This window comes from Polynucleobacter asymbioticus, from assembly GCF_018687575.1.
GTDB classification, from domain to species: domain Bacteria; phylum Pseudomonadota; class Gammaproteobacteria; order Burkholderiales; family Burkholderiaceae; genus Polynucleobacter; species Polynucleobacter asymbioticus_C.
In genome coordinates this window covers 1,697,210-1,721,484 of the sequence record NZ_CP061297.1, presented here as the reverse complement: position 1 = coordinate 1,721,484, position 24,275 = coordinate 1,697,210, and the positions used below count along the sequence as shown (strand labels likewise).

Sequence of the window (24,275 nt, the reverse complement as noted above, 5' to 3'; positions counted from 1 at the left end):
CATGGTTGGAATCGTTATAGTTGCCCACACCCCAGTAGCAAGCGCGATGCTTGGTTTTGCTGAGCATGCATTTGGTGTGGTGCCAGAGAGGGTAAGGGCTGTTGATATTCCGCCCTACGAAGATACAAAAGCCAGCTTCGACCGATTGTTGAAAGCGGCCTATGGAGTTAACACAGGACAGGGCGTTTTAATACTGACTGATGTCATGGGCGCGACCCCAGCTAATGTGGCATCTAAGCTTGAAGCTTTGGGACCATTATCCGGTTTAAATGCACCCGTGATTGTCTTGGCTGGATTAAATCTACCGATGCTGATGCGCTGCATCTCTCATCGTGGTGAGGACTTGGAAGAGCTGGCTAAAAAGGCGCTTCTAGGTGGTCAAAATGGAATTCTGCGCTTAGGCACTAAAACACCACAAGCCACTACGGAGAAATAGGACTCACTATGCCTGTTGCTGAAATTGAAATCATTAACAAGCTGGGATTGCATGCTCGTGCATCTGCGAAGTTATCTCAGCTTGCTGCCGAATTTCCTTGTGAAATCTTTTTATCCCGCAATGGACGCCAAATTAATGCCAAGAGCATTATGGGCGTCATGATGCTGGCTGCTGGTATTGGCAGTACGGTCACAATTGAAACTATTGGCGAGAAAGAGGATGAAGCAATGCAGGCTTTAACTGCATTGATTAATGATCGATTTGGTGAGGGCGAATAAGGATGACTTTTGCTTTGCACGGAATTGCAGTATCTAAAGGCATTGCCATTGGCAAAGCCGTACTGATTTCACGTGCAGCATTAGAAGTTAGTCATTACCTCATTGAAGCTGGCAAAGAGGAGGCTGAGGCCAAAAAGTTATTGGATGCTTTTGAGCAAGTGCGCCTAGAGCTTGCACAGTTACGTCAAGGTTTGCCAAAGGATGCACCACAAGAAATGGCTGCGTTCTTGGACGTGCATGGCATGATTCTTGCAGATCCAGCCTTAGCTGAAAAGCCGCTGAAGCTGATTCGTACGCAACGCTTGAATGCTGCTTGGGCCTTGACTACCGAGCTCAATGATCTTCTGGAGCAATTTGCAGAGATTGAAGATGCATATTTAAAAGAGCGAGCCAACGATATTCGCCAAGTGGCAGAGCGGGTGCTTAAAGCCCTGAATGCTCAGCAAAAAGATGCTTTAGGTGATTCTGATTTATTGTCACCAAGTGATGTTGGGGTAGATGCCATTATCGTGGCGCACGATATTGCACCACATGACATGTTGCGCTTCAAAGAGCATGCCTTTACTGGATTTGTGACAGACTTAGGTGGCAAGACTTCGCACACAGCAATTGTTGCCCGCAGTATGGAAATTCCTGCGGTAGTCGGTGTGCGCCATGCCAGCGAGATGATTCGTCATGGCGATTGGTTAGTGATTGATGGTGAGCATGGTGTCGTCGTCGTTGCGCCTGATGAGCAGTTGCTATCTGAATACCGTCTTTTACAAGAGAAGGCCATTCAAGAGACCCGTAAGTTACAAGAACTAAAGCACTCACGCACCACTACGGTTGATCATGTTGCAATTGAATTGTTGGCCAATATTGAATTACCAGAAGACGCTACTCAAGCGGTAGATTTGGGCGCCATTGGTGTGGGTCTATTTCGGTCAGAGTTTTTATTCATGGATCGCAAGCAAGCGCTTCCAGATGAAGAGCAGCAATATCAAGAATATCGTCGTGTAGTGGATCTGATGCATGGTTTACCAGTCAACATTCGCACGATTGACGTAGGTGCAGATAAAGCGCTGGGTTCGGGTTCTGATCTATCTGAGACCGGTACCTCACCTCTTGGTTTGCGCGCTATTCGCTGGTCTTTGACTGAGCCGGAGATCTTTTTAACGCAGTTGCGAGCAATCTTGAGGGCTTCAGCGCATGGACAGGCACGGATCATGATTCCCATGCTAGCCCATGTCAAAGAGATTGATGAGACCTTACGGTTGATTGAAAAAGCCAAGCAACAGTTGCATCAACGTGGTCAGGCATTTAATCCCAACATTCAAGTGGGCGCCATGATTGAGATTCCTGCGGCTGCTTTGGTATTACCTTTATTTATTAATCGCTTTGATTTCTTATCGATTGGTACTAATGATTTAATTCAGTACACCCTGGCTATTGACCGAGCAGATCATGCGGTTGCGCATCTCTACGACCCTTATCACCCAGCTATTCTGAATTTGTTATTCAACATCATTGATCAAGCTAAGCGGGCCAACATCCCGGTAGCAGTGTGCGGAGAGATGGCGGGTGATCCTTCAATGACTAAGCTATTGCTAGGCTTGGGTTTGACCGACTTCTCTATGCACTTTAGCCAACTACTATTGGTCAAGCGTGAAATCTTGAGAGCTGATGTTGGTTTACTTAAGTCCCGAATTGGTGCAGTGCTCAAAGCGATTGAACCTGAAGAGCAGGCTGAGGCACTAGAAAAATTGCTCTCTTAAATTATTCCGAATTTGTGAGGCTGCAGGGCTTAGTGCATTTGACCGCAAACTAAGCACTCAGGATTTCCCGAGATGCGAATCTCGTCAATTTGAGTGTTCAGCGCATTCCACAGCAGCATTCTTCCCACTAAAGGCTGACCAAAGCCAATCAATACCTGTAGTGCTTGCGCTGCCTGCATGGCGCCAATAATGCCCACCAAAGGGGAGAAGATTCCCATACTGGCACAGCTCACTTCCTCAGGCTGATCGGCTGGGGAGAAGAGGCAGGCATAGCAGGGTGATGCGTCATTACGAAAATCAAAGACGCTTAATTGACCATCAAATTTAAGGGCAGATCCAGAGACGAGTGGCACTTGATGTGTGAAGCAGCTCGCATTGATCAGCTGACGGGTAGCAAAGTTATCCGTGCAATCTAAAACAAGATCCACTGTTGGCAATACTTCTTTTAATAAATTCTCTGATGCTTTCTCTGAGATTGCATTAATTATGAGTGTGGGATTGATGCTCTGTAAAAAATGTTTACCCGAATCCACCTTGTATTGACCAATCGATTTTTGGGTATGCATGATTTGGCGTTGCAAATTGGTGAGCTCAACTTTGTCATGATCGACTAGTGTTATTTGCCCCACTCCAGCCGCAGCTAAATAAGGCGCAGCAGCACTACCTAAGCCACCGGCACCAATAATGAGGATGTGCGAGCCAAGCAGTTTTTCTTGGCCAGCAACATCAATTTCATCTAGCAGTAAATGCCGCGAGTAGCGAAGTAGCTGCTCATCATTCATATCTATGCCTAATAGCTAGAACTTACTCTAGCTTGGAGGCAGAGCGTTTCACAGGCTCGCCATTAATAAATGCAACTGCCTGAGAAAGCATGAAGTCGTCCGCGCTGCCAAGTTCGACAGGCTTTTTGGCCTTATCTTTTTCTTTCTCTTCAGGAGTCTTCTTGGCATTTTTTTCTTCGATGCGCTGTAACTCCTCTAGGCGGCGTTTCTCGCGATCAGCAACAAGCTTTTCTTCTGAAGATTGCTTATTACGCAAATGCTTCTCACTGTCGATCTCGCGAGTGATTAATACATCATCAGGATCGCCATCTTTATTTTGATCTACTGCGATATCCGGCTTGATGCCGTAGGCCTGAATCGATTTACCACTTGGCGTGTAGTAATAAGCCGTAGTGATCTTGAGTGCGGAATCATTAGTAAGGGGGCGGACTGTTTGCACGGAGCCTTTGCCAAAAGTAGTCTTGCCAATAATCGTTGCACGTTTGTAATCCTGCAAAGCGCCAGCCACAATTTCAGAGGCTGATGCGGAATAGGCGTTTACCAAAACTACCATTGGTAATTTTTTATACATCGCCGGTACGCTGGATAAAGGATCACCAGGCTCGCTCAGGCGATACATTGCCGGCGTTGCATTGAATACTTGCTTTGAGTCAGCTGTCTGACCTTTGGTAGAAACAATCACAGCATCTGCTGGCAAGAAGGCAGCAGCAACACCGACTGCGCCTTGCAACAAGCCACCACCATTGTTTCTGAGGTCAAGAATGATGCCCTTCATTTTCGGATCTTGGTTCGCAAGCTCAGCTAATTTTTTAGCGAGATCAGGAACAGTGCGTTCTTGAAAGCTCGTTACTCTGACCCAGGCAATGTTGTTGTCTAAAATTTTGGCTTTGACTGACTGCACTTTAATTTCAGCGCGGGTAATAGTTACTGGAAAGCTGCGCTCTTCACTTTTACGGAAGACAGTCAGAGTAATTTTTGTACCCGGTGTACCGCGCATGGTGCGTACCGCTTTATCCAGCGACATGCCTCGAACAGGTTTGTCATCTAAGCGAGTAATGAGATCGCCGGCTTGCAAGCCGGCACGTGCTGCAGGGCTATCTTCAATTGGGTTAAGTACCTTCACCACGCCGTCTTCTGAAGTAATTTCAATACCAAGACCAGCAAACTTACCGCTAGTTTGCTCTTGCATTTCAGAAAAATCTTTTTTATCAAGATAGGTAGAGTGCGGGTCAAGACTGCTCACCATGCCTTTGACGGCATCGGTCAGTAACTGTTTATCTTCAATCGGCTCAACATACTCACGTTTGATTTGAGCAAAGACATTGGATAGAGTGCGTAGTTCGTCTAGAGGTAGCGTCGTGTTCTGCTGGGCAGTAGCGGACAATTGAATGGTGGCTGCAACCCCGGCGATGAGGCCAACAGAAACTAGGGCAAAGTTCTTGAAAAATACGCGCATGTTTCTGTTTTACCTTAATCCAAATAAAAATGCTGAATGGGTTTGAGGTTGTCATCGAGCTCATAAACAAGCGGGATGCCATTAGGAACGTTGATTTCCATAATGTCTTCGTCAGAAACCTGGTCAAGATACTTAATTAAAGAGCGAATACTATTGCCGTGTGCAACTAGTAATACGCGCTTACCTGCCTTCAGGGCGGGGGCGATAGATTCGTTCCAAAGGGGTAATACACGCTCAACGTTATCTTTTAGGCACTCGCCTAAGGGAATGTCAGAGGCGCTCAGTTTTTCGTAACGGCGATCATTTTGCGGATTACGCTCATCACCTTTTTCTAGGAGTGGCGGGCGAACATCATAGGAACGGCGCCAAATATGAACCTGAGCATCTCCATACTGTTGGGCAGTTTCAGCTTTATTGAGTCCGGTCAGCGCGCCGTAGTGACGCTCGTTTAGTCTCCAGCTATGAACTACAGGCAACCACATGAGATCCATGGTGTCTTGGACATGCCATAGAGTGCGGATAGCTCTTCTGAGGACTGAGGTGTAGGCTACATCAAACTCATAGCCTGCTTTGCGCAGGTTTTCACCTGCGGCAAGTGCTTGTTCAGTGCCTTTTGGGGTTAAGTCAACGTCCGCCCAGCCAGTGAAGCGGTTTTCAAGGTTCCAGGCAGATTCGCCATGACGAATAAGGACAAGTTGTTTCATAGAGCCATTCTATAATCCGGTGATGAACTTTCTCACGCAAATTGATAATTTAGCGCTTATCGCCCTCCTGCTAGTTTCGGGCGCAGCGCTCTTCCTTCCCACATTATCTACGCTTATTAGCGGAAAAGGCTTATCGCCTACGGAAGCAACTATTTGGATGAATCGCCGCAAAGCGGCCGTTTTGGACTTACGCCCAGAATCTGACTTCAGGGCTGGTCATTTGCCTGGAGCAAAACATATTTTGGCCGAGCAAATTCCATCTGGAATTGATAAGCTTAAGCTGGACCGTAAAAACCCCATCGTTTTGGTGTGCGAATCCGGTGTCAGCGCCCGCAAAATCGTTCCTGAATTGAAGAAGCTAGGATTTATGGAGGTTGCGGTCTTAGATGGCGGCGTTCAAGGTTGGCAGGCTGCAGCTCTGCCATTAGTTAAATAATTCAGCGGGTCTCAGTTATGCCACCAGTCACAATGTACAGCACCCAAGTTTGCCCCTACTGCGTTATGGCGGAGAAGCTATTGCAGAAGAAAGGCGTTGCAAATCTAGAGAAGATCTTGATTGATCGCGATCCTGCGCAGCGCGAGATCATGATGACTCGTACGGGCCGTCGCACAGTGCCGCAAATTTATATTGGTGAAACCCATGTTGGTGGTTATGACGATCTAGTAGCCTTAGATCGTGCCGGTCAACTTGATCCACTATTGGCTTAAAAAATTACTCAGAAAGTTTTCCATGACTGAACAAACTACCTCCACTCCAGATGCAGCTGATAACTCAAAAGAGCCTGGTTTCCGTATTCAGCGGATCTACCTCAAGGATTTATCTTTAGAACAGCCACATGCCCCACAGATTTTATTGGTTTCAGCTGAGCCTCAAGTAGAGGTTGAGGTAGATGTTGCTGTTACTCGTTTGGGTGATGAGATTTTTGAAGTTGCTTTAATTGCGACAGTAACTGCCAAAGTTGATAGCAAGGCACTGTTTTTGGTTGAGGCGAAGCAAGCAGGTATTTTTGAATTTAGCAATATCCCTCCGGAGCAAATTGATCCGATGTTAGGTATTGCTTGCCCAACGATTTTGTATCCTTACTTGCGCTCCAATATTGCTGACACCATTAGCCGCGCAGGTTTCCAGCCTATCCATTTAAATGAGATTAATTTCCACGGCATGTATGAACACCGCCTGATGCAGGCTGCCCAAGCAGCTGCAACGGAAGGTGAATCTGCCGATGAAAGCAAAATCATTCTTCCTCACTAAGTTGATTTAATTAAAGCCCACAGATCATGAAAGTGACGCTGCTTGGAGCTGGTTCATGGGGCACTGCTATGGCAGCGCAAGCAGCGCGCCATCTTCAGTCAGGCGACGTGTGTTTGTGGTCAAGAAGCGCTAAGCAGTTAGAAGGTATTCAAAAGTCGGGCGAGAACGTGGATTATTTGCCTGGCGTCATCTTGCCTAAAGGCTTGCAATTAGAAGTGAATTTTGACAGTGCCATTGAACGCCTTTCTGAGAATGATCTTTTGGTGATTGCAACTCCAATGTCAGGTTTGTCAGAAACAGTAGCTCAGGTACTGCGCCTCACAAAGCACCCGCTGAATATCGTTTGGTTGTGCAAGGGCTTAGAGCCCAGCACTACTTTGTTACCACACCAAGTAGTAGCGCGCGAAGATCAGTTACATAGTCATGGCCTTCAGCATTCTTACGGTGCTTTATCTGGACCTAGTTTTGCGCAAGAAGTTGGCAATGGCATGCCCTGCGCATTAACGATTGCTAGTAAATCAAATACCTTATGTGACATTGTTCAGGGCGCTTTTCATCACGGCAATATGCGTATCTATGCCAGTGACGATTTGGTTGGAGTTGAGCTGGGTGGTGCGATTAAAAACGTCCTGGCAATTGCTGCTGGTATTGGTGATGGCCTAGACCTTGGTTTAAATGCTCGTGCTGCAGTATTAACTCGTGGCCTCGCAGAAATGATGCGCTTAGTAAAGGCTGCTGGCGGCCGGCCAGAGACTTGTATGGGGCTGACTGGCGTAGGAGATTTGATATTGACTGCCACTGGCGATCTCTCGCGTAATCGTCGTGTTGGTTTGGCGCTTGCGGAAGGAAAGCCTTTACCTGAAATCTTGGGTAGCTTAGGACATGTGGCTGAAGGCGTCTTGTGCGCCTCCGCGGTTGGCAATTTAGCGACACGTCTGGGTGTCGAGATGCCAATTACTGCCATGATGGGCGAAGTCTTGTCTGGAAAACTGTCACCGCATGAGGCGGTAAAAAAGCTGATGGGTCGCGACCCCAAGGTTGAAGTTTAAGCTTCTTAACTTCCGCCAAGTAATCCGTTTTGGCGCCAAGCTTCATAAACCACAATTGCTACCGTGTTCGAGAGATTCAGGCTACGGCTACTATCTTGCATCGCTAAGCGCATTTGATTGGGCGCTGGGATCGAATTTCTCACTTCTTCAGTAATGCCTTTGGTTTCTGAGCCAAAAACAAAATAATCTTCGGGCGAATATTTGCCATCATGAAACTTGCCAGACCCCTTAGTGGTCAAGGCAAAAATATGTTCTGGCTTAGGCTGTTCATCAGCAAGAAACTGCGACCAGTTTTTATGAACTTTTACTTTGGCAAACTCGTGATAGTCCAGCCCTGCTCTACGAAGTTTGGCATCTTCCATGGGGAAGCCAAGCGGCTCGATGAGATGGAGTTTTGCACCTGTGTTTGCACACAGGCGAATGATGTTGCCTGTATTGGGCGGAATTTCTGGTTCGAATAAAACAATGTTAAACATGCTCAGATCTTTACGATGGACGAAGTGTTCTTAGTAGAACCCAATTAATAACACGAGATACGCCATTGTCCTTCAATACGCGAGCGATTTCATTCAAGGTTGCCCCGCTTGTCATGACATCATCAAATACGATTACTGAGGTCGACGCCAGTTGGCCTTGATATCGAGGGTTGATGAAGAACATATCTTGAATAGCGAGTTGACGATTGGCACGATTTTCAGAAGCCTGATGTCGGTTGTGATGATGGCGCTTCAGAATGTGCGGGTTTTTATGAATGCGTTTGTCACAATGAATTCGCCTGGCTAATTCCCAACTTTGATTAAAACCACGTAAACACAATTTTTCCGGACTGAGTGGTACCGGAAGTAAAAAGTCTGCTTGTAAAGAATGGAGGTCTTTGGGCATGAGATGATTCCATGCTGATGCCAGTCCGTGAGCGTAAGCAAGTCGTCGTTGATATTTCAATTGATGCAAAGCGGATTGCAGTCTGCCATCGTAGCGATCAAGGCAAAAGGTCTGATCAAAGTAGGGTGCATTGAAGGCACACTCTTGACAACGTTTATCTTTGAGTTCGCTTACTTGAAGAGTGAGCCCGCACTGCTGACAACATTCGTAATTCAATAGTTGCTCTAAGGCAAGTCGAGAAGAGCAGTCAACGCAGACCGTACGTTGCCCAAACACGCCGCAAACAATGCAAGCACTTGGCAATAAGCGAGAAGAAATAACTTCGAAAATATTCTCTATTGTTCGCATGGGTCGCTGAGTATACTGAGCGAATGACCCAATCAATTAGATGGCTTCAGGATGAAATTGCAGCTCGCATGTTGCAAAAATTAGACATCGTTAAGCTAGAAGTAAAGGACGTCTTGTTACTTCCAGATTTCCCTGGAGCGCATGCTCCTTTTCTGACGAAACGTTTTCCAGGCCTTCGCTTTCATAGTGCACCGGAATCTCAAATAACGGGTTTTGATTTATTGAAATTACGGACGGCTCGATTGTGGAATTCAAGAATGAAATCGGCATCTGTGATTTCACTTAATGACTACAAAAAAACAGGCCGCATCAACCTCCCTAGTAATTCTGTCGATTTAGTAGTGAGCGTTCTTTTCATTCAAGACTTATCTGATCCCGAGCATTTTTTGCAAGAGTGCTGGCGGGTACTGAAGGAGGGTGGATTGCTGACTTTCAGTTATCTAGGTCCGGATACCGCTAAAGAACTTCGATCCGAGATGTTGACTCAGCAATTACCGCTCAAGAGCTTGGCTAGCCCTTGGGATATGCACGATATGGGGGATGCTTTGCTGGGTGAGCGCTTCTCAGACCCAGTCATGGATATGGAGTTCTTGGGACTGGACTATGACAGTGATGACATCCTGCTCTCAGATGCCAAGGCACTCCATTTGCTTGATCCTATTGATCAAAATAGCCCCTTAACTACTTTATTACCCAAAAAACTGACCTTAGAAGTGATTTATGGGCATGCCTGGGCTTTGGGTAAGCACCTTGCTAAATCACAAGATCATGTCGCTTATATTGATCTAAACCAAATCGGACGCAAGACTAGGAGTGATTCTGCTTAAGTGTGAGTATTCACTATCTTTTAAACCATTGCCAAGATTGAGGCTAGCCCAGTTCAGCTGGTTTGTTGTTGAGTCTAAATAACCCTATAATTAGCGCTAGTTGAATTGCTTGATACCGTTTTTTTGGGCTTTCTGAAGCTGTATTGCTGCAGAAGCTCATGACAATAAACAGAGAATAAGATGAATTTATTTGGAAAAGTCACTAGGGCTTCGCTCTACTTAGTAGCAGCCTTTGGCACTGCAATTGCACAGGCATCAGAAGATATGCCAGGTGGTCCGGCTGTAAACCAGCTGAACTTTACCCCCGCGGCGACCAAAATCATGCAAGAAATCCATTGGTTGCATTGGATGATGTTGATTATTTGCGCACTGATTTTTGTTGGTGTTTTTGGGGTGATGTTCTATTCCATCCTCAAGCACCGTAAATCTTTGGGTGCTAAATCTGCTTCTTTCCACGAAAGCACCACTGTTGAGATTATCTGGACGGTGATTCCATTGTTGATTGTTATCGGTATGGCTTTGCCTGCAACAAAAACAGTTGTAGCGATGAAAGACACAACCAATTCTGATATCACCATTAAGACCACTGGTTATCAGTGGAAGTGGGGTTACGACTACATTAAGGGTGAGGGTGAAGGTATTAGCTTTTTATCCACCTTATCCACACCACGTGAAGCCATTAATAACTTGGAAGCAAAATCAAATACGTATTTGATGGAAGTAGACAACGAAATGGTTGTCCCAGTTGGCAAAAAGATTCGCATGATTACCACTGCAAATGACGTGATTCATGCGTGGGCAGTTCCAGCCTTTGGCGTAAAGCAAGATGCGATTCCTGGTTTTGTCCGCGATACCTGGTTCCGTGCAGATAAGATCGGCACTTTCCGCGGTCAATGTTCGGAGTTATGCGGTGCACAGCACGCTTTTATGCCGATCGTAGTGAGAGTAGTTTCCCAAGAGGATTACACCAAGTGGGTAAACGAGAAGAAAAAAGAAATGGGCGCGGCTTCTGATGATCCAACCAAGGTTTACACCTTGGATGAGCAAAAAGAGCGTGGCGCTAAGGTCTATGCAGCCAACTGCGCAGCTTGCCACCAGCCAAATGGCAAAGGTGCGGGTGCATTCCCAGCACTTGATGGCAGCAAGATGGTTCTTGGACCAAAAGCGGCTCAATACGACATTCTTATCAATGGTAAGGGTGCAATGCCGAAGTGGGCTGGTGTGATTTCTGATGGCGATATTGCTGCTGTTATGACCTACACCCGCAATGCTTGGGGCAATAAAACGGGCGAGATTATTCAAACCCAAGATATTGTTTCTGCGCGCGCTGGCAAGTAATTTATTTATTAATACAGATCAAACTAAACTGGAGTAATCCATGAGCACAGTCTCTACCACCCACGATCACGCACACGATCACGCACACGATGATCACACGCCACATGGCTGGCGTCGTTGGTTGTTCGCAACGAATCACAAAGACATCGGTACGATGTATTTGATCTTCTCATTCATTAGCTTGTTGGCTGGTGGCGTGATGGCTTTGGGTATTCGTTTGGAGCTATTCCAACCGGGCCTGCAATTCTTGCGACCTGAGTTCTTCAATCAGTTAACTACGATGCACGGTTTGGTGATGGTGTTCGGCGCGATCATGCCTGCATTCGTTGGATTTGCGAACTGGATGATCCCCGTTCAAATCGGCGCATCAGATATGGCTTTCGCACGTATGAATAACTTTAGCTTCTGGATTTTGCCAGTAGCTGCTTGCTTGTTATTTGGTTCATTCTTAGCCCCTGGTGGCGCTCCTGCTGGCGGTTGGACTTTATATGCTCCACTGACATCACAGATGGGCCCAGGTTTAGATATGGCCATCTTTGCACTCCATTTGTTGGGTGCCTCTTCAATCATGGGCTCGATTAACATCATCGTGACCATCTTGAATATGCGCGCTCCTGGCTTAACTTTGATGAAGATGCCAATGTTCTGCTGGACATGGTTGATTACTGCTTACTTGTTAATCGCTGTGATGCCGGTATTGGCAGGCGCGATCACCATGGTTTTGACAGATCGTCACTTCGGCACTTCTTTCTTCTCTGCAGTTGGTGGTGGTGATCCAATTATGTTCCAGCATATTTTCTGGTTCTTTGGTCACCCTGAGGTTTACATCATGATTCTTCCGGCATTTGGAATCGTGAGCGAAATCATTCCTGCTTTTTCAAGAAAAACTTTGTTTGGCTATAGCTCAATGGTTTATGCAACCGCATCTATTGCGATCTTGTCATTCATCGTTTGGGCTCACCACATGTTTGCAACTGGTATGCCGGTTACTGGCCAACTGTTCTTTATGTACGCCACGATGTTGATTGCAGTTCCAACAGGCGTCAAGATTTTTAACTGGGTTGCAACTATGTGGAAAGGTTCCATGACCTTTGAAACTCCAATGTTGTGGTCAGTTGGATTTATTTTCGTATTCACAATGGGTGGCTTCACTGGATTGATTCTAGCGATGGCACCAATTGATATTGGCTTACAAGATACATACTACGTAGTTGCCCACTTCCACTATGTTTTGGTAGCTGGCTCATTGTTTGCCATGTTTGCTGGTTTCTATTACTGGTGTCCAAAGTGGACTGGCTACATGGCTAATGAAACTCGCGGCAAGATCCATTTCTGGACTTCCATGATTTTCTTTAACATCACCTTCTTCCCAATGCACTTCTTGGGCTTAGCAGGTATGCCACGTCGTTACGCTGACTACCCAACTCAGTTCGCTGATTTCAACACGATTGCCTCTATTGGCGCGCTTGGTTTTGGTTTGTCTCAGGTTTACTTCTTGCTTTTCGTTGTTTTGCCAGCTTACAACGGCAAGGGCGAAAAAGCTTCAATGAAGCCATGGGATGGTGCTAAAGGTTTGGAGTGGACAGTGCCATCACCAGCGCCACACCACACATTTGAAACACCTCCAACTGCTGCAGAGTTACATGCTGCAGGAATCTAAACTAGCCGCACACAAATCCCAATCTGCCAGTAACCGCAGATTGGGTTTTATTCTTTTAAGTGTCGTCGTCGTGTTCTTCCTCGGCATCCTGATTAAACGGGGCTTATTGGGTTAAAGCCCGCTGAATAATCATGTCTGCTATTGCCTCCGTTAACCGCCAAATCTTGCTGAAGCTCTTGATCGCTTCAGTGATGATGTTTGGTTTTGGTTATGCACTAGTGCCAATGTATAAAGCTTTGTGCGAAGTGACCGGTATTAACGTCGTCACTAGCAAGAACGATTACGGGATTCGAGCCTATAGCGCCAATAAGGTTGGCAATACTCAAGTGGACTATTCCCGTAAGGTGACTATCGAGTTTGATTCCAATAGCCGCGGACCTTTTACGTTTCGCCCAGTAAAAAACTTTTTAGAAGTTCATCCTGGCGAAATGACCGAGATTGTTTATGAGGTAACAAATAATTTGAGCCGCTCTGTAGACGCTCAAGCTATTCCGAGTTACGCACCTAAAAGTGCCATGGAGTTCTTCACTAAGTTAGATTGTTTTTGTTTTCAGCAGCAAACTTTGGCGCCTCATGAAATGAAGAAGATGCCAGTGGTGTTTGTGATTGATGCGGGACTACCCGCTGATGTGAAAACCATTACCTTGTCGTACACCTTCTTTGAATTGGGGGTTGGTCAGCAGCCAGCAGGCTCAACAACTCCTAAATCGAAAACGGCGTCATGAGTAAGAAAAGTACTTTTATGCAATCGATGATCGCTGTATTGTGGGCCTTCTTGGGCGTGCGTAAAAAATCAGGATTGCAGGAAGATGTAGCTTCATTAAGTTTTGTCCACATTGTTATTGCGGGAGTTGTGGGTGCCTTGATTTTTATGGGCATACTCCTGTTGATAGTTAAAGCAGTTGTATCCCATTGATTATTTTTTGATTGAATAGAGAGAATAAGATGTCATCCAATTCAACCCCTTACTATTTCGTTCCTGGACTATCCAGTCATCCAGCGTCGGCGGCCTTAGGTTTGCTTGCTTTTGGCGCCGGTATGTCTGGTTGGGTAAACCATGCAGCTTGGGGCGGCCCAGTAACTGCAGTCGGTGTGCTCTGGGTGATATTCGTTTTGTACAACTGGTTTGGGGACACTATTGCTGAGTCTAATGCTGGCAAAAATGGTGTGAACGTAGATATTTCTTATCGCTGGTCGATGGCTTGGTTCATCTTTTCAGAGATTATGTTCTTCGGCGCATTCTTTGCGGCTTTGTTCTATGCACGCAACATTGCGATGCCTTGGATGGGTGATGTCGAAAGCAAATTAATTTGGCCTGACTTCCAGGCTGTTTGGCCTAATGATGGCCCAGCTGGCTTGGTAGAGAAATTCACGACCATGGGTCCGTGGCCAATTCCAACCATCAATACCTTATTGCTCCTGAGCTCAGGTGTAACAGTGACTTACGCTCACCATGCAATTCGTGAGAACCATATGAAGCAAGCCATTAATGGCTTGGCGGCTACGGTTCTACTGGGCCTTATCTTCCTAGGTTTCCAGGTTTATGAGTACTATCACGCTTATGCTGACCTGAATTTGAAACTAACTTCAGGTATCTATGGCTCAACATTCTTTATGTTGACCGGCTTCCATGGTTTCCACGTATTCCTTGGCGGCTTGATGTTGGCGATTGTGTTGCGTCGTATGATCCGTGGTGACTTTACTGCTGAAAACCATTTTGCCTTTGAAGGTGCTGCTTGGTACTGGCACTTCGTTGACGTCGTCTGGCTTGGCCTCTACATCGCTGTTTACTGGATGTAAGGAAATAAAAATCGGGGCGTTAAGCCCCGATTTGTTTTGGGTTGCCGTTTTTATTTTGCCTAGTTTGTTCCTACCCGAACACCGGTAGCTTCAATATAGCCAAAGTAGTGGGCAATCAAGATGCCAAGAAACAGAACTATTGAAAGTCCAATACGCAGCATGAGAGACTGAACCATTCTTGAGCTCCCGCCTTTGTCTTTCATCATGAAGTAGAGTGCAGAGCCCAAGCTCCCTACAATCATTAGCAGTGCAACTGGAATAATCCATTTCATCTCAAAATACCCCTGTGAATATGTTTTCTAGCTTAATTACTAGTCGTATAGTCGCTACTTTATCAGCCCTTCTGGTGATTTTAGTGGGCTGTGGTGCTGGTATCTGGCAGTTAAATCGAGCAGACCAAAAGATTCGTTTGGGCCAGTCTTTAGCAGCCAAACTCCAAATGCCCATTCTCAATGCCAACACAGACAGCTTGAGCTTAGAGCAGGCTACAGAACGCCGGATTCTTGCCCGGGGGCGTTTTATGCCAGATGAGGCTATTTGGCTCGATAACCGCCCCAAGCCGATTCCAGAGGGTGCTACTGGCGGATCTGGGCAATCAGGCTTTTATGTGATGATGCCCATGAAATTGGATGGTCAGGAGGCTGTGCTTTGGGTTAATCGTGGTTGGGCACCTCGCAATGGCGAAAATCGCGTTGAGTTACCCTCAGTGAAAACCGTGGGTAACGAGGTGGCTATTGAGGGAGTTGCTTTCCCTCACCCCGGAAGGGTTTATGAGTTGGGCAAAAAGGACGCTACGCAATCAAGTCCTCGGATTGAGCAAAATTTTGATTTGGGTCTTGAAGCTCAGACTCATCAATGGCAGCAACTTCCTTTCATCGTTCGAGAGTCTGGCTCCTCGAAAGAGGATGGTTTACTCAGAAATTGGCCTTCCCCAACGAACGGAGTCGATCGCCATTATGCTTATGCATTCCAGTGGTTTGCTTTAGCATTTACTGGGTTTTTATTTTGGCTCATTAATGGGCTCATGAAATATCGGCGAGAGCTTGCTGCGAATGGAGATAAAGGGTGAGTGATAAAGAGCTATTGATTCCAGCATCACAAACAGATGCATCTGCGATTAATGCACAAACTCGACGTGGCCGTATTCAGATGCTGCTGTTGTTGCTTGCCTGCGCCGCACCAGTGATCGCCTCCTACTTGGCGTATTACGTTTTTAAGCCGGAGGGTGGAAAAACGAACTTCGGGACCCTGGTTCAACCTGTTCAAGAAGTAAACCCCGCATGGTTTGATATTCCTTTTAATGGAAAGTGGACCTTGCTAGTGGCGAGGCCGGCTGGTGAATGCACTATTAAAAACGAATCTTGTCTTGAGGCCTTATTTCTGATGCGCCAGTTGCGCATCGCAGTTGGTCGCGAAAGTAGTCGTGTTCAATTAGTTTGGGTGAATACAGACGGAAAGCCAATTGATCCAGAGGTATTGCTGGCCTACGATCAAAAAACGGCAGGATTTCAGATCCTCAGTTTGCCAACAGACCCTCAGCTGAAGGCTGAATTTGATGCTTGGCTTAATCGCGATGGCGCAGGTCAGAAGATTCAGTTGATTGACCCAAGCCCAGCCAAGATGATGTTCTTTCCAGTGACAAACTCTCCGAAAGAGTTTGGCAGCATCAAAAAGGATCTCGAGAAACTGTTGCGCCTCAATCGCAAGGGCGAAAAATTGCAATGAGTAGTTTGTTATTGCTCGCTGAGTTAGCTGCAATTGCAATTATTTTTGCGGGACTACCTTTGGTTTATCTCTGGACTAGACCGACTTATAACTTTTTCCAAAAGCTCAATTGGGTTTTAGTCTTTATGACCTTCGACTTGATTGTGTTTGGTGCCTTTACCCGCCTTACGGACTCTGGTCTCGGTTGCCCAGATTGGCCAGGTTGCTATGGCACATCAAATCCATGGCATGCAATCGGTGAGATACAGCAAGCTGAAGCGAATATGCCTACTGGCCCCGTCACAGTCATGAAGGCTTGGATAGAAATGATTCATCGCTATTTAGCAATGACAGTCGGAGCCTTGATTTTGATTCAGGTGGCAGTAGCCTGGAGCAAGTTGCGCAGCTTGGAAAAAAATCCTCTACTAGGTAGCCTTGGCTTGTTAGTTTTAGTGTGTATTCAAGGTGCGTTTGGTGCTTGGACAGTCACACTTAAATTGCAACCTATCATCGTGACTATTCATTTGATGCTGGCTTTAGTGTTGCTGGCTTGTTTAACGATTTATGCGCAGCAAGACTGGGAAGAGAAAGCTTCCTCGGCTCTTCGCATTCAGAGTAAGCCGCTTTCTGCAAAGTTGCTCCTACTCGCCTCAGCAACTTTGTGCATTCAAATCTTTTTAGGTGCGTGGGTAAGTACGAATTACGCTGTATTAGCCTGCCCAGATTTTCCGACCTGCATGGGAACGTTTTTTCCAGAGACAGATTGGCATGAGGGCTTCACTTTTTGGCGTGCCCTAGGACTGAATGCTCAAGGTGAATCTATTTCTCCTGTCGCCTTACAAACGATTCACTGGGCACATCGTGTATTTGCTGTAGTTGCCGTAACAGCTCTCGGTCTTTTGGGAGCCAGCGCTCTCCAGTTAAGCAATTCTCAATTATCTGGAATGGGTAGAATTGCCAAACTATTACTCAGCTTATTGATTCTTCAAGCTCTGACAGGCATTTCCAATGTAGTCTTTCAGTGGCCGCTCCTTGCTGCCTTAATGCATACCGCTGGCTCTGCTGCGCTGGTTTTCTGTTTGGTTCGCCTGACTCAATGGTCTGCCTGGAGTGCCCCCATTCATATTAAGATGGTTAAATCATTATGAGCAGCCCCACCTCCTCCGCGCCTGTAGTGATGCCACGTTGGCGTCAATACTGGGTTCTTACCAAGCCACGCGTTACTCAGCTGGCAGTCTTCTGCGCAGTGATCGGGATGTTCTTGGCTACCCCTGGCATGGTTCCCTATCCAGTTCTGATTGGTGGCATTGTCGGTATTTGGTTGTTGGCAGGCGCAGCATTTGCGATGAACTGTTTGATTGAGCAGGCCGTCGATGCCAAAATGAAGCGTACCTCTTGGAGGCCATCTGCAACTGGCGAAGTCACGCCTTTACACATTACTATTTTCTCGATCGTTCTCGGTAGCTTGGGAATGGTCATTTTGTGGAAATTCTGTAATCCATTAACAATGTGGCTCACCGTAGCTACCTTTGTTGGTTACGCCGTGATTTACACCTGGCTACTGAAGCCTGCCACACCACAGAATATTGTGATTGGTGGGCTTTCTGGTGCTATGCCACCCGCCTTAGGTTGGGCTGCCGTCACTAATGGCCTCTCTGCCGAAGCTTGGCTCTTGGTGCTCATTATTTTTGTTTGGACACCGCCACACTTCTGGGCACTTGCTTTGTATCGTCGTGATGATTATGTGCAAAGTGGTTTGCCGATGTTGCCGGTGACTCATGGCGAACGTTTTACGCTACTCAATATTTTGCTTTACACCTTAATCTTGATTGCCGCCACTTTGCTGCCTTACATCTACGGTATGAGCGGGTTAGTGTATTTAATCTCTGCAATTATTCTGGGTCTGATATTCCTAGCTTATGTTGTTGCTCTATTTGTTTCCTATAGTGATGAGCTTGCGAAAAAGACTTTCCGTTTTTCAATTACGTACTTGTCTCTACTGTTTGCAGCGCTATTAATCGATCATTATTTCATTTGAGATGAATATGAATTTATCTACATTCTCCATCCGTCTCGCCCGCATCTTGATGCTGTCTTTCATTGGTGTAGCGTTGCTAGCCTGCAGCCCCAAGCCGAGTTTCAAAAATGTCGACATTACTGGTAGCAAGGCATTTGGCACTGACTTTAGTCTGCTTGATCCCGATGGCAAAGTCAGGACTTTGGCTGACTTTAAAGGTAAAGCAGTGGTGATGTTCTTTGGGTATACGCAGTGTCCAGATGTTTGTCCTACAACTCTCACAGAGATGCAGCAGGTCATGAGCATATTGGGTCCCCAGGCAGATAAGGTACAAGTATTGTTTGTCACCGTCGATCCTGAGCGAGATAGCGCCAGCATCTTAAAGCAGTATGTGCCTGCATTTGATTCACGCTTCTTGGGCTTGCGTCCGGCTGATGAAGCAGCTTTAGAAAAAGTGACCAAGGACTTTAAGATTTATTACCAGAAGGTACCTGGTACAAGCCCGGGTTCATACACCATGGATCACACAGCTGGAAGTTATGCTTTTGATCCAGAGGGACGTTTACGCCTCTATATCAAGCATGCGCAAGGTGCTGATACCTTGGCGCAAGACTTGAGAGAACTACTGAAGTAAAAGTTGCAGAGAGGGCTGCTTAAGCAGCCTCAGCTCGCAAGAGGCCACGCATCTTTTTAAGGGCAGCAGTCTCAATCTGGCGAACACGCTCTGCAGAGATGCCATATTCAGTAGCGAGATCATGCAATGTCTTCGTACCATTGCCATCTGCATCCATTGCCAGCCAGCGGGACTGCACAATGTTGCGACTACGCTCATCCAAGGCCATGAGCGCTTGATCAAGCTGTGGACCATGCAAAGCATCGGTTGCAGCGGCAGCCATCATCTCAGTAGGCTCTTGACTGTTATCAGCTAGCCACTGAATCGGTGCATAAGCTGAATCATCATCAGTGTCATCGCCTTCTAAGGCAACATCACCCCCAGCCAGACGCATTTCCATTTCTTTCACGTCGGAGCCTTTGACATCTAAAGCCTTAGCTAAAGCCTCAACCTCATTTGGTGTTAGAGCAGCTAGAGTAGGTTTGTTGCTACGTAAGTTAAAGAACAACTTACGTTGTGCTTTAGTTGTCGCTACTTTGACTAAGCGCCAGTTCTTGAGGATGTACTCATGAATCTCCGCCTTAATCCAATGGATTGCGTAAGAGACTAAGCGTGCACCTTGGTTGGGGTCGTAGCGTTTTACGGCTTTCATCAAACCAATATTGCCTTCTTGAATGAGGTCGGCGTGTGGAATGCCATAGCCTAAGTATTGACGTGCAACCGACACCACCAAGCGGAGATGTGAGAGAACTAAAGTTTTCGCAGCATCGACATTTTCAGTGCGACGAAATTCCTGCGCGAGGTGCAGTTCTTCTGCAGCGCTCAGCATGGGCACGCGATTTACGTACGAGATATAAGAGTCGAGCGTACCGACCCCAAGGGAAGGCAGCATCGGAAAGGCAAGCGAAGCCGCAGCAGTCTGCGCTGCTGGCAGAGTTTGCCTTGCTTGCAATTGCGGTTTGTATGCTTTCTTTTGAACCATTTTCTTTTTATATATTTTGGTATTAATAAGTTTCTATTTTAGCACTCTTGTCAAGAGAGTGCTAATGGTTTTTTACTTCTGTAAGTAACTGATTTAATTGAATAATTCAGAAGAATATTGGGTGGCAGTGAAGGGGGCCAAATCGTCAATTCCTTCACCTTTGCCTAGGGCTAAAACTGCGGGTTTTGGCCCATCATTCAGGGTGTGGGCGAGGGCGCAGATAACCCCGCCCTTAGCGGTACCATCCAATTTAGTCACGATTAAAGCGGAAAGCCCTAAAGCGGCATGAAAGGCTTTTACCTGGCTTAAACCGTTTTGACCGGTATTGCCATCAAGAACGAGCAAAGTCTGGTGAGGCGCCCCGGGAAGGGCCTTGCCGATGACTCTTTTAACCTTCTTCAACTCTTCCATGAGATGGTCTTGAGTCGCGAGCCTTCCAGCAGTATCAATAATCAGTATGTCGCTCTTACGGGAAATCGCCGCATGAATAGCATCATGCGCGACCGCTGCAGCATCACCACTCTCTTGCATGATGACGTCCACTTGATTGCGACCACCCCATTCCAGGAGTTGATTACGAGCTGCTGCACGGAAAGTATCTCCGGCTGCTAGCAAGACGGATTTGCCTTGCGACTGAAAGAGTTTGCACAGCTTGCCGATAGTGGTGGTCTTGCCTGCACCATTGACGCCGATAACTAGCCACACCTCTGGCATGGTCTTTTGATCATGCACGTACAAAGGATTGGGCTTTGGCTCCAAAGGCTGCAGAAGACTTGCCACCTCTTGAATGAGTAGTTGCTTCAAGTCTTCGGGGCTACTAGCCTTTTCTGATTTGGCAGCCTTACGAAGTTTGCTGATCAGTTGTTCGGTCGTGGGTAGGCCCACATCACTCAGAATGAGCGATTCTTCTAGGGCATCAAACCAGGCTTCATCAGTCTGATTGGATTTGAATAGGGATCCGAGGGTTTTACGTAGGCCGAACATAATCGATACAATTTAATCCTTGCATCTTATCAATTTAATTCTTGGGATAGGTGATCTTACAGATGCGCTCCACTTTATTACGCTTTTCTTTCTATTTCATACTTTGCTGCCCCAGTGCCTGGGCAGCCACAGACGTAGGTCAAGCAAATACACACGAGTTTCAACTCTCTAACGGTCTTAAGTTGATTGTGCGTGAGGACCATCGGGCTCCGACGGTTGCGCATATGGTTTGGTACCGTGCTGGCTCCATGGATGAGGTCAACGGTAAAACTGGGGTTGCCCATGTACTCGAGCACATGATGTTTAAGGGCACTAACAAAGTGAAGTCGGGGGAATTTTCTCGCTTAGTCGCTGCAGTTGGTGGTCGAGAAAATGCTTTTACCTCCCGTGACTACACCGCCTATTTCCAGCAAGTTGAAAAATCCAAGTTAGATGAGGTGATGAAGCTAGAGGCCGATCGAATGTCCAACCTCAACTTTGATGATGCTGAGTTTTTGAAAGAAATTCAGGTGGTGATGGAAGAGCGTCGTCTACGTACTGAAGACAACCCTAGTAGCCTTCTGAATGAATCACTCATGGCTACTGCTTACATGAGCTCGCCTTATCGTCATCCGGTAGTGGGTTGGATGAATGACCTCATGAATATGAAAGCTGTAGATGCACGTGATTGGTATCGCAGCTGGTACAAACCAAACAATGCAACAGTGGTGATTGCAGGTGATGTGGATCCTAAAGCCATTTTGAAAGCAGTAGAAAAATATTATGGGGTTGCCTCTGCAAGAGAGTTGCCAGATCGCAAGCCACAGATTGAGCCTGTGCAAAAAGGTATTAAGCGCGTGCAAGTCAAGGCACCTGCAGATAATGCGCAGCTGGCAATGGCATGGAAGGTTCCCAAGCTACAGCCGGGTAAGCTAGACGATGATGAGCCGTATGCACTAGAACTTCTGGCTGCGGTGCTGGATGGTTATGACAATGCTCGTTTGAACCGCACTCTAGTGAAGCAAGAGCGTGTAGTAAATGATGTGGGTGTTGGTTACGACATGATCTCGAGAGGGCCAGAACTATTTTTAATTAGTACCAGTATGGCTAAAGGCAAAACAGTAGAGCAGGCCGAGAGTAGTATTCGGAAAGCCTTAAAAGAAGTTGGTGATAAAGGAATTCTGGAGTCGGAACTCAAGCGTATTAAGGTACGCATTCTGTCTGATCAAATCTATAAGCGCGATTCAATCTTTGGTCAGGCAATGGAAATTGGTAGCACAGAGATGGCAGGATTCTCATGGCGAGATATTGATGTGATGCTAGAAAAGATGCAGACCATTACCCCTGCGCAAGTCCAGGCTGTTGCAAAAAAATATTTAGTTGATGAAGGTTTGACTGTTGCCGTATTAGATCCGCAGGCTCGCCAGTCGGGCGAGAATAAGCAAGGAGATAATCGTGCTGCTAAATGAATTGATCAAGCAAGCCAGCATGACAATCGCATTGGTGGTTGGAATGATGGCATCTGCTCAGGCAATATTACCCATTGAAAAGTTAGACTCTTTCAAGGGTGCACAAGCCTATTTGGTTCAAACCAAAGCCCTGCCGATGATTGATATTGAAATCAGCATTGATGCAGGTGATCGCTATGATCCAGCTGTCAAGAGTGGTTTAGCTACTGTGGCTGGACGCCTGATGAACTATGGCGCTAGGTCAGAGAGGGGTTTATTGAGCGAGGCTCAGATTGCTGATGAGATTGCTGACTTAGGTGCAAACCTCGGCGTTTCTGTTGGTGGTGAGCGTGCCATTATGCGGATTCGGACTTTGAGCCGTAAAGATCTACGCGATCGTGCCGTTCAATTAGCATCAGCCATGTTGAGTGCGCCCACCTACGATGCCAAGATCTTGGCGCGTGAGAAGCAAAGAATGACAACCGCATTGCAAGAGGCGCAGACCAAGCCAGAGTCAGTTCTGGATCGTCGTTTTAGAAAATCGGTTTACGGTAACTATCCATTAGCCAATTCTCCAACGGTGCAAAGCATCGCTAATATTGGTGCTACTGACCTGCAGCAGTTTCATAAACAGTTTTATCGTGGCGATCGCATGATCGTCAGCATCGTAGGTGATGTCACTAAGACTGAAGCTGTAGAAATCGTTCAGGGCTTATTGCAAAGAGTACCTCAGTCTGGATCTCCTATAGCTAAGTTGCCAGAGTTTGAGCGCTCACCTGTCGAGCCTTTCAGTCAACGTGAAGTGATCATTCCATTTGATTCTCAGCAAGCGCATATTGCTATGGGCATGACTGCGGTCACCCGAAGTAATCCTGATTACTTTCCATTGCTAGTAGGGAACTATGTCTTGGGTGGTGGTGGCTTTGTATCACGCCTGATGTCAGAAGTTAGGGAAAAACGAGGTCTTGCCTATAGTGTGTCCAGCTACTTTGCCCCTGGAAAAGATGCAGGAATTTTTCAAGCAGGCTTGCAAACTAAGAGTGACCAGGCTGCTTTGGCGCTCGATGTCATGAGCTCGACGATTTCTCAATTTATTGCCAATGGACCGACCCCATCTGAGCTCGATGCCGCCAAAGCGAATTTAGTAAATGGCTACCCCTTGAGAATTGATAACAACCGTAAGTTGCTCGATAACGTGTCATCTATTGCTTGGAATAATTTACCTCTCGATACGATGGAGGTTTGGACGAAGCAAGTGGAAGCAGTTACCCTAGAGCAAGTGAAGGCCGCATTCCAGAGGAATTTGGCTATGGATCGCATGAAGATTGTGGTCTTAGGAGCTAAAAATAAATAAACCAGTAAAGTCCGCTTCATTAGTTAAGCGTTCCGAGCCCCCTCAAAAAATCCGCATTATTGGCGGTATTTGGCGCAGTCGTTTATTGAGTGTGATGGATTTGCCTGGCCTACGCCCAAGTACTGACCGCGTTCGTGAGACTTTGTTTAATTGGCTTGGCCAGGATTTGGTGGGCTTGAATTGCTTAGATTTATTTGCTGGTACTGGTGCCTTAGGTTTTGAGGCGGCATCACGACAGGCGTATTCAGTAACTCTTTTAGAAAAAGACAAGAAAGCGCATGCCAAGCTCTTGGCTAATTTTGCCTTGCTCCAGTCGTCTCCTGTTCCAGGAGTAGTGCAGATTTTGCACAGAGATAGTTTGGAGTTTTTAAAGCAACAGGCCGATCGCTCCAGCAATTTGATCTTTATAGACCCACCCTTTCAGGAGGAGGGCTTATTAAATCAAGCGCTTGTAGAGGCGGCCCGTATCTGCGATGACAGTGCAGGTGGGGGAATTTATGTGGAGTTTCCGGCTCATCGCCCTCGAGAGCAGATTGAGGCCCTAGTACCTGATTGGTATTGTAGGAAGTACCTAGAGGCTGGTCAGGTAAAAGCTTGTCTATTTCGCTCTAGAAGGGACTAAACTCTT

30 protein-coding genes are annotated in these 24,275 nt (G+C 46.6%); 22 read left to right on the top strand and 8 right to left on the bottom strand.

Annotated elements, in window-relative coordinates; translation table 11 throughout:
• Position 1 precedes the first annotated feature (1 nt).
• From AOC19_RS08660 to ptsP, 3 genes are read left to right on the top strand one after another with little or no spacing between them, the layout of a single operon-like run.
• Positions 2 to 436: a PTS sugar transporter subunit IIA gene (locus AOC19_RS08660; protein ID WP_215376078.1), complete on the top strand. Its 435-nt coding sequence runs from the start codon at positions 2 to 4 to the stop codon at positions 434 to 436.
• Between the two features lie 8 nt (positions 437 to 444).
• On the top strand, positions 445 to 714 hold the full coding sequence (locus tag AOC19_RS08655; protein WP_215376075.1) for an HPr family phosphocarrier protein: 270 nt from the start codon (positions 445 to 447) through the stop codon (positions 712 to 714).
• Positions 715 to 716: 2 nt separating this feature from the next.
• Positions 717 to 2,468, top strand: a complete 1,752-nt coding sequence (ptsP, locus tag AOC19_RS08650) for a phosphoenolpyruvate--protein phosphotransferase (RefSeq protein WP_215376073.1) — start codon at positions 717 to 719, stop codon at positions 2,466 to 2,468.
• Positions 2,469 to 2,497: 29 nt separating this feature from the next.
• Here the strand turns inward: ptsP and AOC19_RS08645 are convergent, their stop codons facing one another.
• The 3 genes from AOC19_RS08645 to gpmA are packed head-to-tail and all read right to left on the bottom strand — an operon-like array spanning position 2,498 to position 5,410.
• Positions 2,498 to 3,250, bottom strand: a complete 753-nt coding sequence (locus tag AOC19_RS08645; RefSeq protein WP_215376070.1) for a HesA/MoeB/ThiF family protein — start codon at positions 3,248 to 3,250, stop codon at positions 2,498 to 2,500.
• Positions 3,251 to 3,272: 22 nt separating this feature from the next.
• Positions 3,273 to 4,706 carry a S41 family peptidase gene (locus AOC19_RS08640; protein WP_215376067.1) on the bottom strand — a complete coding sequence of 478 codons (1,434 nt, stop codon included), beginning with the start codon at positions 4,704 to 4,706 and terminating at the stop codon, positions 3,273 to 3,275.
• A gap of 14 nt (positions 4,707 to 4,720) precedes the next feature.
• Positions 4,721 to 5,410 (bottom strand): 2,3-diphosphoglycerate-dependent phosphoglycerate mutase, encoded by a 690-nt coding sequence (gene gpmA, locus AOC19_RS08635; RefSeq protein WP_215376064.1) that lies wholly within the window; start codon positions 5,408 to 5,410, stop codon positions 4,721 to 4,723.
• A gap of 22 nt (positions 5,411 to 5,432) precedes the next feature.
• Here gpmA and AOC19_RS08630 point away from each other — a divergent pair, with 22 nt between their 5' ends.
• The 4 genes from AOC19_RS08630 to AOC19_RS08615 are packed head-to-tail and all read left to right on the top strand — an operon-like array spanning position 5,433 to position 7,711.
• Positions 5,433 to 5,846 (top strand): rhodanese-like domain-containing protein, encoded by a 414-nt coding sequence (locus AOC19_RS08630; protein ID WP_215376062.1) that lies wholly within the window; start codon positions 5,433 to 5,435, stop codon positions 5,844 to 5,846.
• Positions 5,847 to 5,863: 17 nt separating this feature from the next.
• On the top strand, positions 5,864 to 6,118 hold the full coding sequence (gene grxC / locus AOC19_RS08625) for a glutaredoxin 3 (protein WP_215376059.1): 255 nt from the start codon (positions 5,864 to 5,866) through the stop codon (positions 6,116 to 6,118).
• Positions 6,119 to 6,140: 22 nt separating this feature from the next.
• Positions 6,141 to 6,662: a protein-export chaperone SecB gene (gene secB, locus AOC19_RS08620; protein ID WP_215376056.1), complete on the top strand. Its 522-nt coding sequence runs from the start codon at positions 6,141 to 6,143 to the stop codon at positions 6,660 to 6,662.
• A gap of 26 nt (positions 6,663 to 6,688) precedes the next feature.
• Positions 6,689 to 7,711: an NAD(P)H-dependent glycerol-3-phosphate dehydrogenase gene (locus AOC19_RS08615; RefSeq protein WP_215376053.1), complete on the top strand. Its 1,023-nt coding sequence runs from the start codon at positions 6,689 to 6,691 to the stop codon at positions 7,709 to 7,711.
• Between the two features lie 5 nt (positions 7,712 to 7,716).
• Here the strand turns inward: AOC19_RS08615 and trmL are convergent, their stop codons facing one another.
• Positions 7,717 to 8,187: a tRNA (uridine(34)/cytosine(34)/5-carboxymethylaminomethyluridine(34)-2'-O)-methyltransferase TrmL gene (gene trmL / locus AOC19_RS08610; protein WP_215376050.1), complete on the bottom strand. Its 471-nt coding sequence runs from the start codon at positions 8,185 to 8,187 to the stop codon at positions 7,717 to 7,719.
• Positions 8,188 to 8,197: 10 nt separating this feature from the next.
• Complete coding sequence (locus AOC19_RS08605) at positions 8,198 to 8,941, bottom strand: ComF family protein (protein ID WP_215376047.1); 744 nt, start codon at positions 8,939 to 8,941, stop codon at positions 8,198 to 8,200.
• Positions 8,942 to 8,964: 23 nt separating this feature from the next.
• Here AOC19_RS08605 and AOC19_RS08600 point away from each other — a divergent pair, with 23 nt between their 5' ends.
• From AOC19_RS08600 to AOC19_RS08570, 7 genes are all read left to right on the top strand, one after another.
• On the top strand, positions 8,965 to 9,768 hold the full coding sequence (locus tag AOC19_RS08600; protein ID WP_251368021.1) for a methyltransferase domain-containing protein: 804 nt from the start codon (positions 8,965 to 8,967) through the stop codon (positions 9,766 to 9,768).
• A gap of 180 nt (positions 9,769 to 9,948) precedes the next feature.
• Positions 9,949 to 11,106: a cytochrome c oxidase subunit II gene (gene coxB, locus AOC19_RS08595; RefSeq protein ID WP_215376044.1), complete on the top strand. Its 1,158-nt coding sequence runs from the start codon at positions 9,949 to 9,951 to the stop codon at positions 11,104 to 11,106.
• A gap of 40 nt (positions 11,107 to 11,146) precedes the next feature.
• Positions 11,147 to 12,766 carry a cytochrome c oxidase subunit I gene (gene ctaD, locus AOC19_RS08590; RefSeq protein WP_215376041.1) on the top strand — a complete coding sequence of 540 codons (1,620 nt, stop codon included), beginning with the start codon at positions 11,147 to 11,149 and terminating at the stop codon, positions 12,764 to 12,766.
• The gene (locus AOC19_RS09395) at positions 12,666 to 12,881 is read left to right on the top strand and encodes a cytochrome oxidase small assembly protein (protein ID WP_435367672.1); all 216 of its coding nucleotides are present in this window, start codon (positions 12,666 to 12,668) and stop codon (positions 12,879 to 12,881) included. Before ctaD ends, AOC19_RS09395 begins: the two co-directional genes overlap by 101 nt.
• A 16-nt stretch (positions 12,882 to 12,897) precedes the next feature.
• Positions 12,898 to 13,491 (top strand): cytochrome c oxidase assembly protein, encoded by a 594-nt coding sequence (locus tag AOC19_RS08580; protein ID WP_215376035.1) that lies wholly within the window; start codon positions 12,898 to 12,900, stop codon positions 13,489 to 13,491.
• The gene (locus AOC19_RS08575) at positions 13,488 to 13,682 is read left to right on the top strand and encodes a DUF2970 domain-containing protein (RefSeq protein WP_215376033.1); all 195 of its coding nucleotides are present in this window, start codon (positions 13,488 to 13,490) and stop codon (positions 13,680 to 13,682) included. The genes AOC19_RS08580 and AOC19_RS08575 overlap by 4 nt, the downstream gene beginning before the upstream one ends.
• 29 nt (positions 13,683 to 13,711) lie before the next feature.
• Positions 13,712 to 14,566, top strand: coding sequence for a cytochrome c oxidase subunit 3 (locus AOC19_RS08570; RefSeq protein ID WP_215376030.1), 855 nt, complete (start codon positions 13,712 to 13,714; stop codon positions 14,564 to 14,566).
• A gap of 59 nt (positions 14,567 to 14,625) precedes the next feature.
• On the opposite strand, the gene AOC19_RS08565 is transcribed toward AOC19_RS08570, so the two are convergent.
• Positions 14,626 to 14,838: a twin transmembrane helix small protein gene (locus AOC19_RS08565; protein ID WP_215376027.1), complete on the bottom strand. Its 213-nt coding sequence runs from the start codon at positions 14,836 to 14,838 to the stop codon at positions 14,626 to 14,628.
• A 20-nt stretch (positions 14,839 to 14,858) separates the two neighbouring features.
• Between AOC19_RS08565 and AOC19_RS08560 the strand changes: the two genes are divergently transcribed.
• From AOC19_RS08560 to AOC19_RS08540, 5 genes are read left to right on the top strand one after another with little or no spacing between them, the layout of a single operon-like run.
• Positions 14,859 to 15,635, top strand: a complete 777-nt coding sequence (locus tag AOC19_RS08560; protein WP_251368020.1) for an SURF1 family protein — start codon at positions 14,859 to 14,861, stop codon at positions 15,633 to 15,635.
• A complete protein-coding gene (locus tag AOC19_RS08555) occupies positions 15,632 to 16,291 on the top strand; it encodes a hypothetical protein (protein WP_215376024.1) in 660 nt (219 codons plus the stop codon). The genes AOC19_RS08560 and AOC19_RS08555 overlap by 4 nt, the downstream gene beginning before the upstream one ends.
• Positions 16,288 to 17,418: a COX15/CtaA family protein gene (locus tag AOC19_RS08550; RefSeq protein ID WP_215376021.1), complete on the top strand. Its 1,131-nt coding sequence runs from the start codon at positions 16,288 to 16,290 to the stop codon at positions 17,416 to 17,418. Before AOC19_RS08555 ends, AOC19_RS08550 begins: the two co-directional genes overlap by 4 nt.
• Positions 17,415 to 18,308, top strand: a complete 894-nt coding sequence (cyoE, locus tag AOC19_RS08545) for a heme o synthase (protein ID WP_215376018.1) — start codon at positions 17,415 to 17,417, stop codon at positions 18,306 to 18,308. The genes AOC19_RS08550 and cyoE overlap by 4 nt, the downstream gene beginning before the upstream one ends.
• Before the next feature lie 7 nt (positions 18,309 to 18,315).
• Positions 18,316 to 18,921: an SCO family protein gene (locus AOC19_RS08540; RefSeq protein ID WP_215376015.1), complete on the top strand. Its 606-nt coding sequence runs from the start codon at positions 18,316 to 18,318 to the stop codon at positions 18,919 to 18,921.
• Between the two features lie 19 nt (positions 18,922 to 18,940).
• On the opposite strand, the gene rpoH is transcribed toward AOC19_RS08540, so the two are convergent.
• Positions 18,941 to 19,882, bottom strand: a complete 942-nt coding sequence (rpoH, locus tag AOC19_RS08535; RefSeq protein ID WP_215376012.1) for an RNA polymerase sigma factor RpoH — start codon at positions 19,880 to 19,882, stop codon at positions 18,941 to 18,943.
• Positions 19,883 to 19,975: 93 nt separating this feature from the next.
• Entirely contained in the window at positions 19,976 to 20,866 is an 891-nt protein-coding gene (gene ftsY, locus AOC19_RS08530) for a signal recognition particle-docking protein FtsY (RefSeq protein WP_215376010.1), read from the bottom strand.
• 62 nt (positions 20,867 to 20,928) lie between these two features.
• Between ftsY and AOC19_RS08525 the strand changes: the two genes are divergently transcribed.
• From AOC19_RS08525 to rsmD, 3 genes are read left to right on the top strand one after another with little or no spacing between them, the layout of a single operon-like run.
• The gene (locus AOC19_RS08525; RefSeq protein ID WP_215376007.1) at positions 20,929 to 22,314 is read left to right on the top strand and encodes a M16 family metallopeptidase; all 1,386 of its coding nucleotides are present in this window, start codon (positions 20,929 to 20,931) and stop codon (positions 22,312 to 22,314) included.
• A complete protein-coding gene (locus tag AOC19_RS08520) occupies positions 22,301 to 23,647 on the top strand; it encodes a M16 family metallopeptidase (RefSeq protein ID WP_251368019.1) in 1,347 nt (448 codons plus the stop codon). Before AOC19_RS08525 ends, AOC19_RS08520 begins: the two co-directional genes overlap by 14 nt.
• A complete protein-coding gene (gene rsmD, locus AOC19_RS08515) occupies positions 23,640 to 24,269 on the top strand; it encodes a 16S rRNA (guanine(966)-N(2))-methyltransferase RsmD (RefSeq protein WP_215378252.1) in 630 nt (209 codons plus the stop codon). The genes AOC19_RS08520 and rsmD overlap by 8 nt, the downstream gene beginning before the upstream one ends.
• Positions 24,270 to 24,275 lie beyond the last annotated feature (6 nt).

Coding starts and splice junctions, on each gene's coding strand:
- AOC19_RS08660 (WP_215376078.1), top strand. CDS start 2: ATGGTTGGAATCGTTATAGTTGCCCACACCCCAGTAGCAAGCGCGATG.
- AOC19_RS08655 (WP_215376075.1), top strand. CDS start 445: ATGCCTGTTGCTGAAATTGAAATCATTAACAAGCTGGGATTGCATGCT.
- ptsP (WP_215376073.1), top strand. CDS start 717: ATGACTTTTGCTTTGCACGGAATTGCAGTATCTAAAGGCATTGCCATT.
- AOC19_RS08645 (WP_215376070.1), bottom strand. CDS start 3,250: ATGAATGATGAGCAGCTACTTCGCTACTCGCGGCATTTACTGCTAGAT.
- AOC19_RS08640 (WP_215376067.1), bottom strand. CDS start 4,706: ATGCGCGTATTTTTCAAGAACTTTGCCCTAGTTTCTGTTGGCCTCATC.
- gpmA (WP_215376064.1), bottom strand. CDS start 5,410: ATGAAACAACTTGTCCTTATTCGTCATGGCGAATCTGCCTGGAACCTT.
- AOC19_RS08630 (WP_215376062.1), top strand. CDS start 5,433: ATGAACTTTCTCACGCAAATTGATAATTTAGCGCTTATCGCCCTCCTG.
- grxC (WP_215376059.1), top strand. CDS start 5,864: ATGCCACCAGTCACAATGTACAGCACCCAAGTTTGCCCCTACTGCGTT.
- secB (WP_215376056.1), top strand. CDS start 6,141: ATGACTGAACAAACTACCTCCACTCCAGATGCAGCTGATAACTCAAAA.
- AOC19_RS08615 (WP_215376053.1), top strand. CDS start 6,689: ATGAAAGTGACGCTGCTTGGAGCTGGTTCATGGGGCACTGCTATGGCA.
- trmL (WP_215376050.1), bottom strand. CDS start 8,187: ATGTTTAACATTGTTTTATTCGAACCAGAAATTCCGCCCAATACAGGC.
- AOC19_RS08605 (WP_215376047.1), bottom strand. CDS start 8,941: ATGCGAACAATAGAGAATATTTTCGAAGTTATTTCTTCTCGCTTATTG.
- AOC19_RS08600 (WP_251368021.1), top strand. CDS start 8,965: ATGACCCAATCAATTAGATGGCTTCAGGATGAAATTGCAGCTCGCATG.
- coxB (WP_215376044.1), top strand. CDS start 9,949: ATGAATTTATTTGGAAAAGTCACTAGGGCTTCGCTCTACTTAGTAGCA.
- ctaD (WP_215376041.1), top strand. CDS start 11,147: ATGAGCACAGTCTCTACCACCCACGATCACGCACACGATCACGCACAC.
- AOC19_RS09395 (WP_435367672.1), top strand. CDS start 12,666: ATGGTGCTAAAGGTTTGGAGTGGACAGTGCCATCACCAGCGCCACACC.
- AOC19_RS08580 (WP_215376035.1), top strand. CDS start 12,898: ATGTCTGCTATTGCCTCCGTTAACCGCCAAATCTTGCTGAAGCTCTTG.
- AOC19_RS08575 (WP_215376033.1), top strand. CDS start 13,488: ATGAGTAAGAAAAGTACTTTTATGCAATCGATGATCGCTGTATTGTGG.
- AOC19_RS08570 (WP_215376030.1), top strand. CDS start 13,712: ATGTCATCCAATTCAACCCCTTACTATTTCGTTCCTGGACTATCCAGT.
- AOC19_RS08565 (WP_215376027.1), bottom strand. CDS start 14,838: ATGAAATGGATTATTCCAGTTGCACTGCTAATGATTGTAGGGAGCTTG.
- AOC19_RS08560 (WP_251368020.1), top strand. CDS start 14,859: ATGTTTTCTAGCTTAATTACTAGTCGTATAGTCGCTACTTTATCAGCC.
- AOC19_RS08550 (WP_215376021.1), top strand. CDS start 16,288: ATGAGTAGTTTGTTATTGCTCGCTGAGTTAGCTGCAATTGCAATTATT.
- cyoE (WP_215376018.1), top strand. CDS start 17,415: ATGAGCAGCCCCACCTCCTCCGCGCCTGTAGTGATGCCACGTTGGCGT.
- AOC19_RS08540 (WP_215376015.1), top strand. CDS start 18,316: ATGAATTTATCTACATTCTCCATCCGTCTCGCCCGCATCTTGATGCTG.
- rpoH (WP_215376012.1), bottom strand. CDS start 19,882: ATGGTTCAAAAGAAAGCATACAAACCGCAATTGCAAGCAAGGCAAACT.
- ftsY (WP_215376010.1), bottom strand. CDS start 20,866: ATGTTCGGCCTACGTAAAACCCTCGGATCCCTATTCAAATCCAATCAG.
- AOC19_RS08525 (WP_215376007.1), top strand. CDS start 20,929: ATGCGCTCCACTTTATTACGCTTTTCTTTCTATTTCATACTTTGCTGC.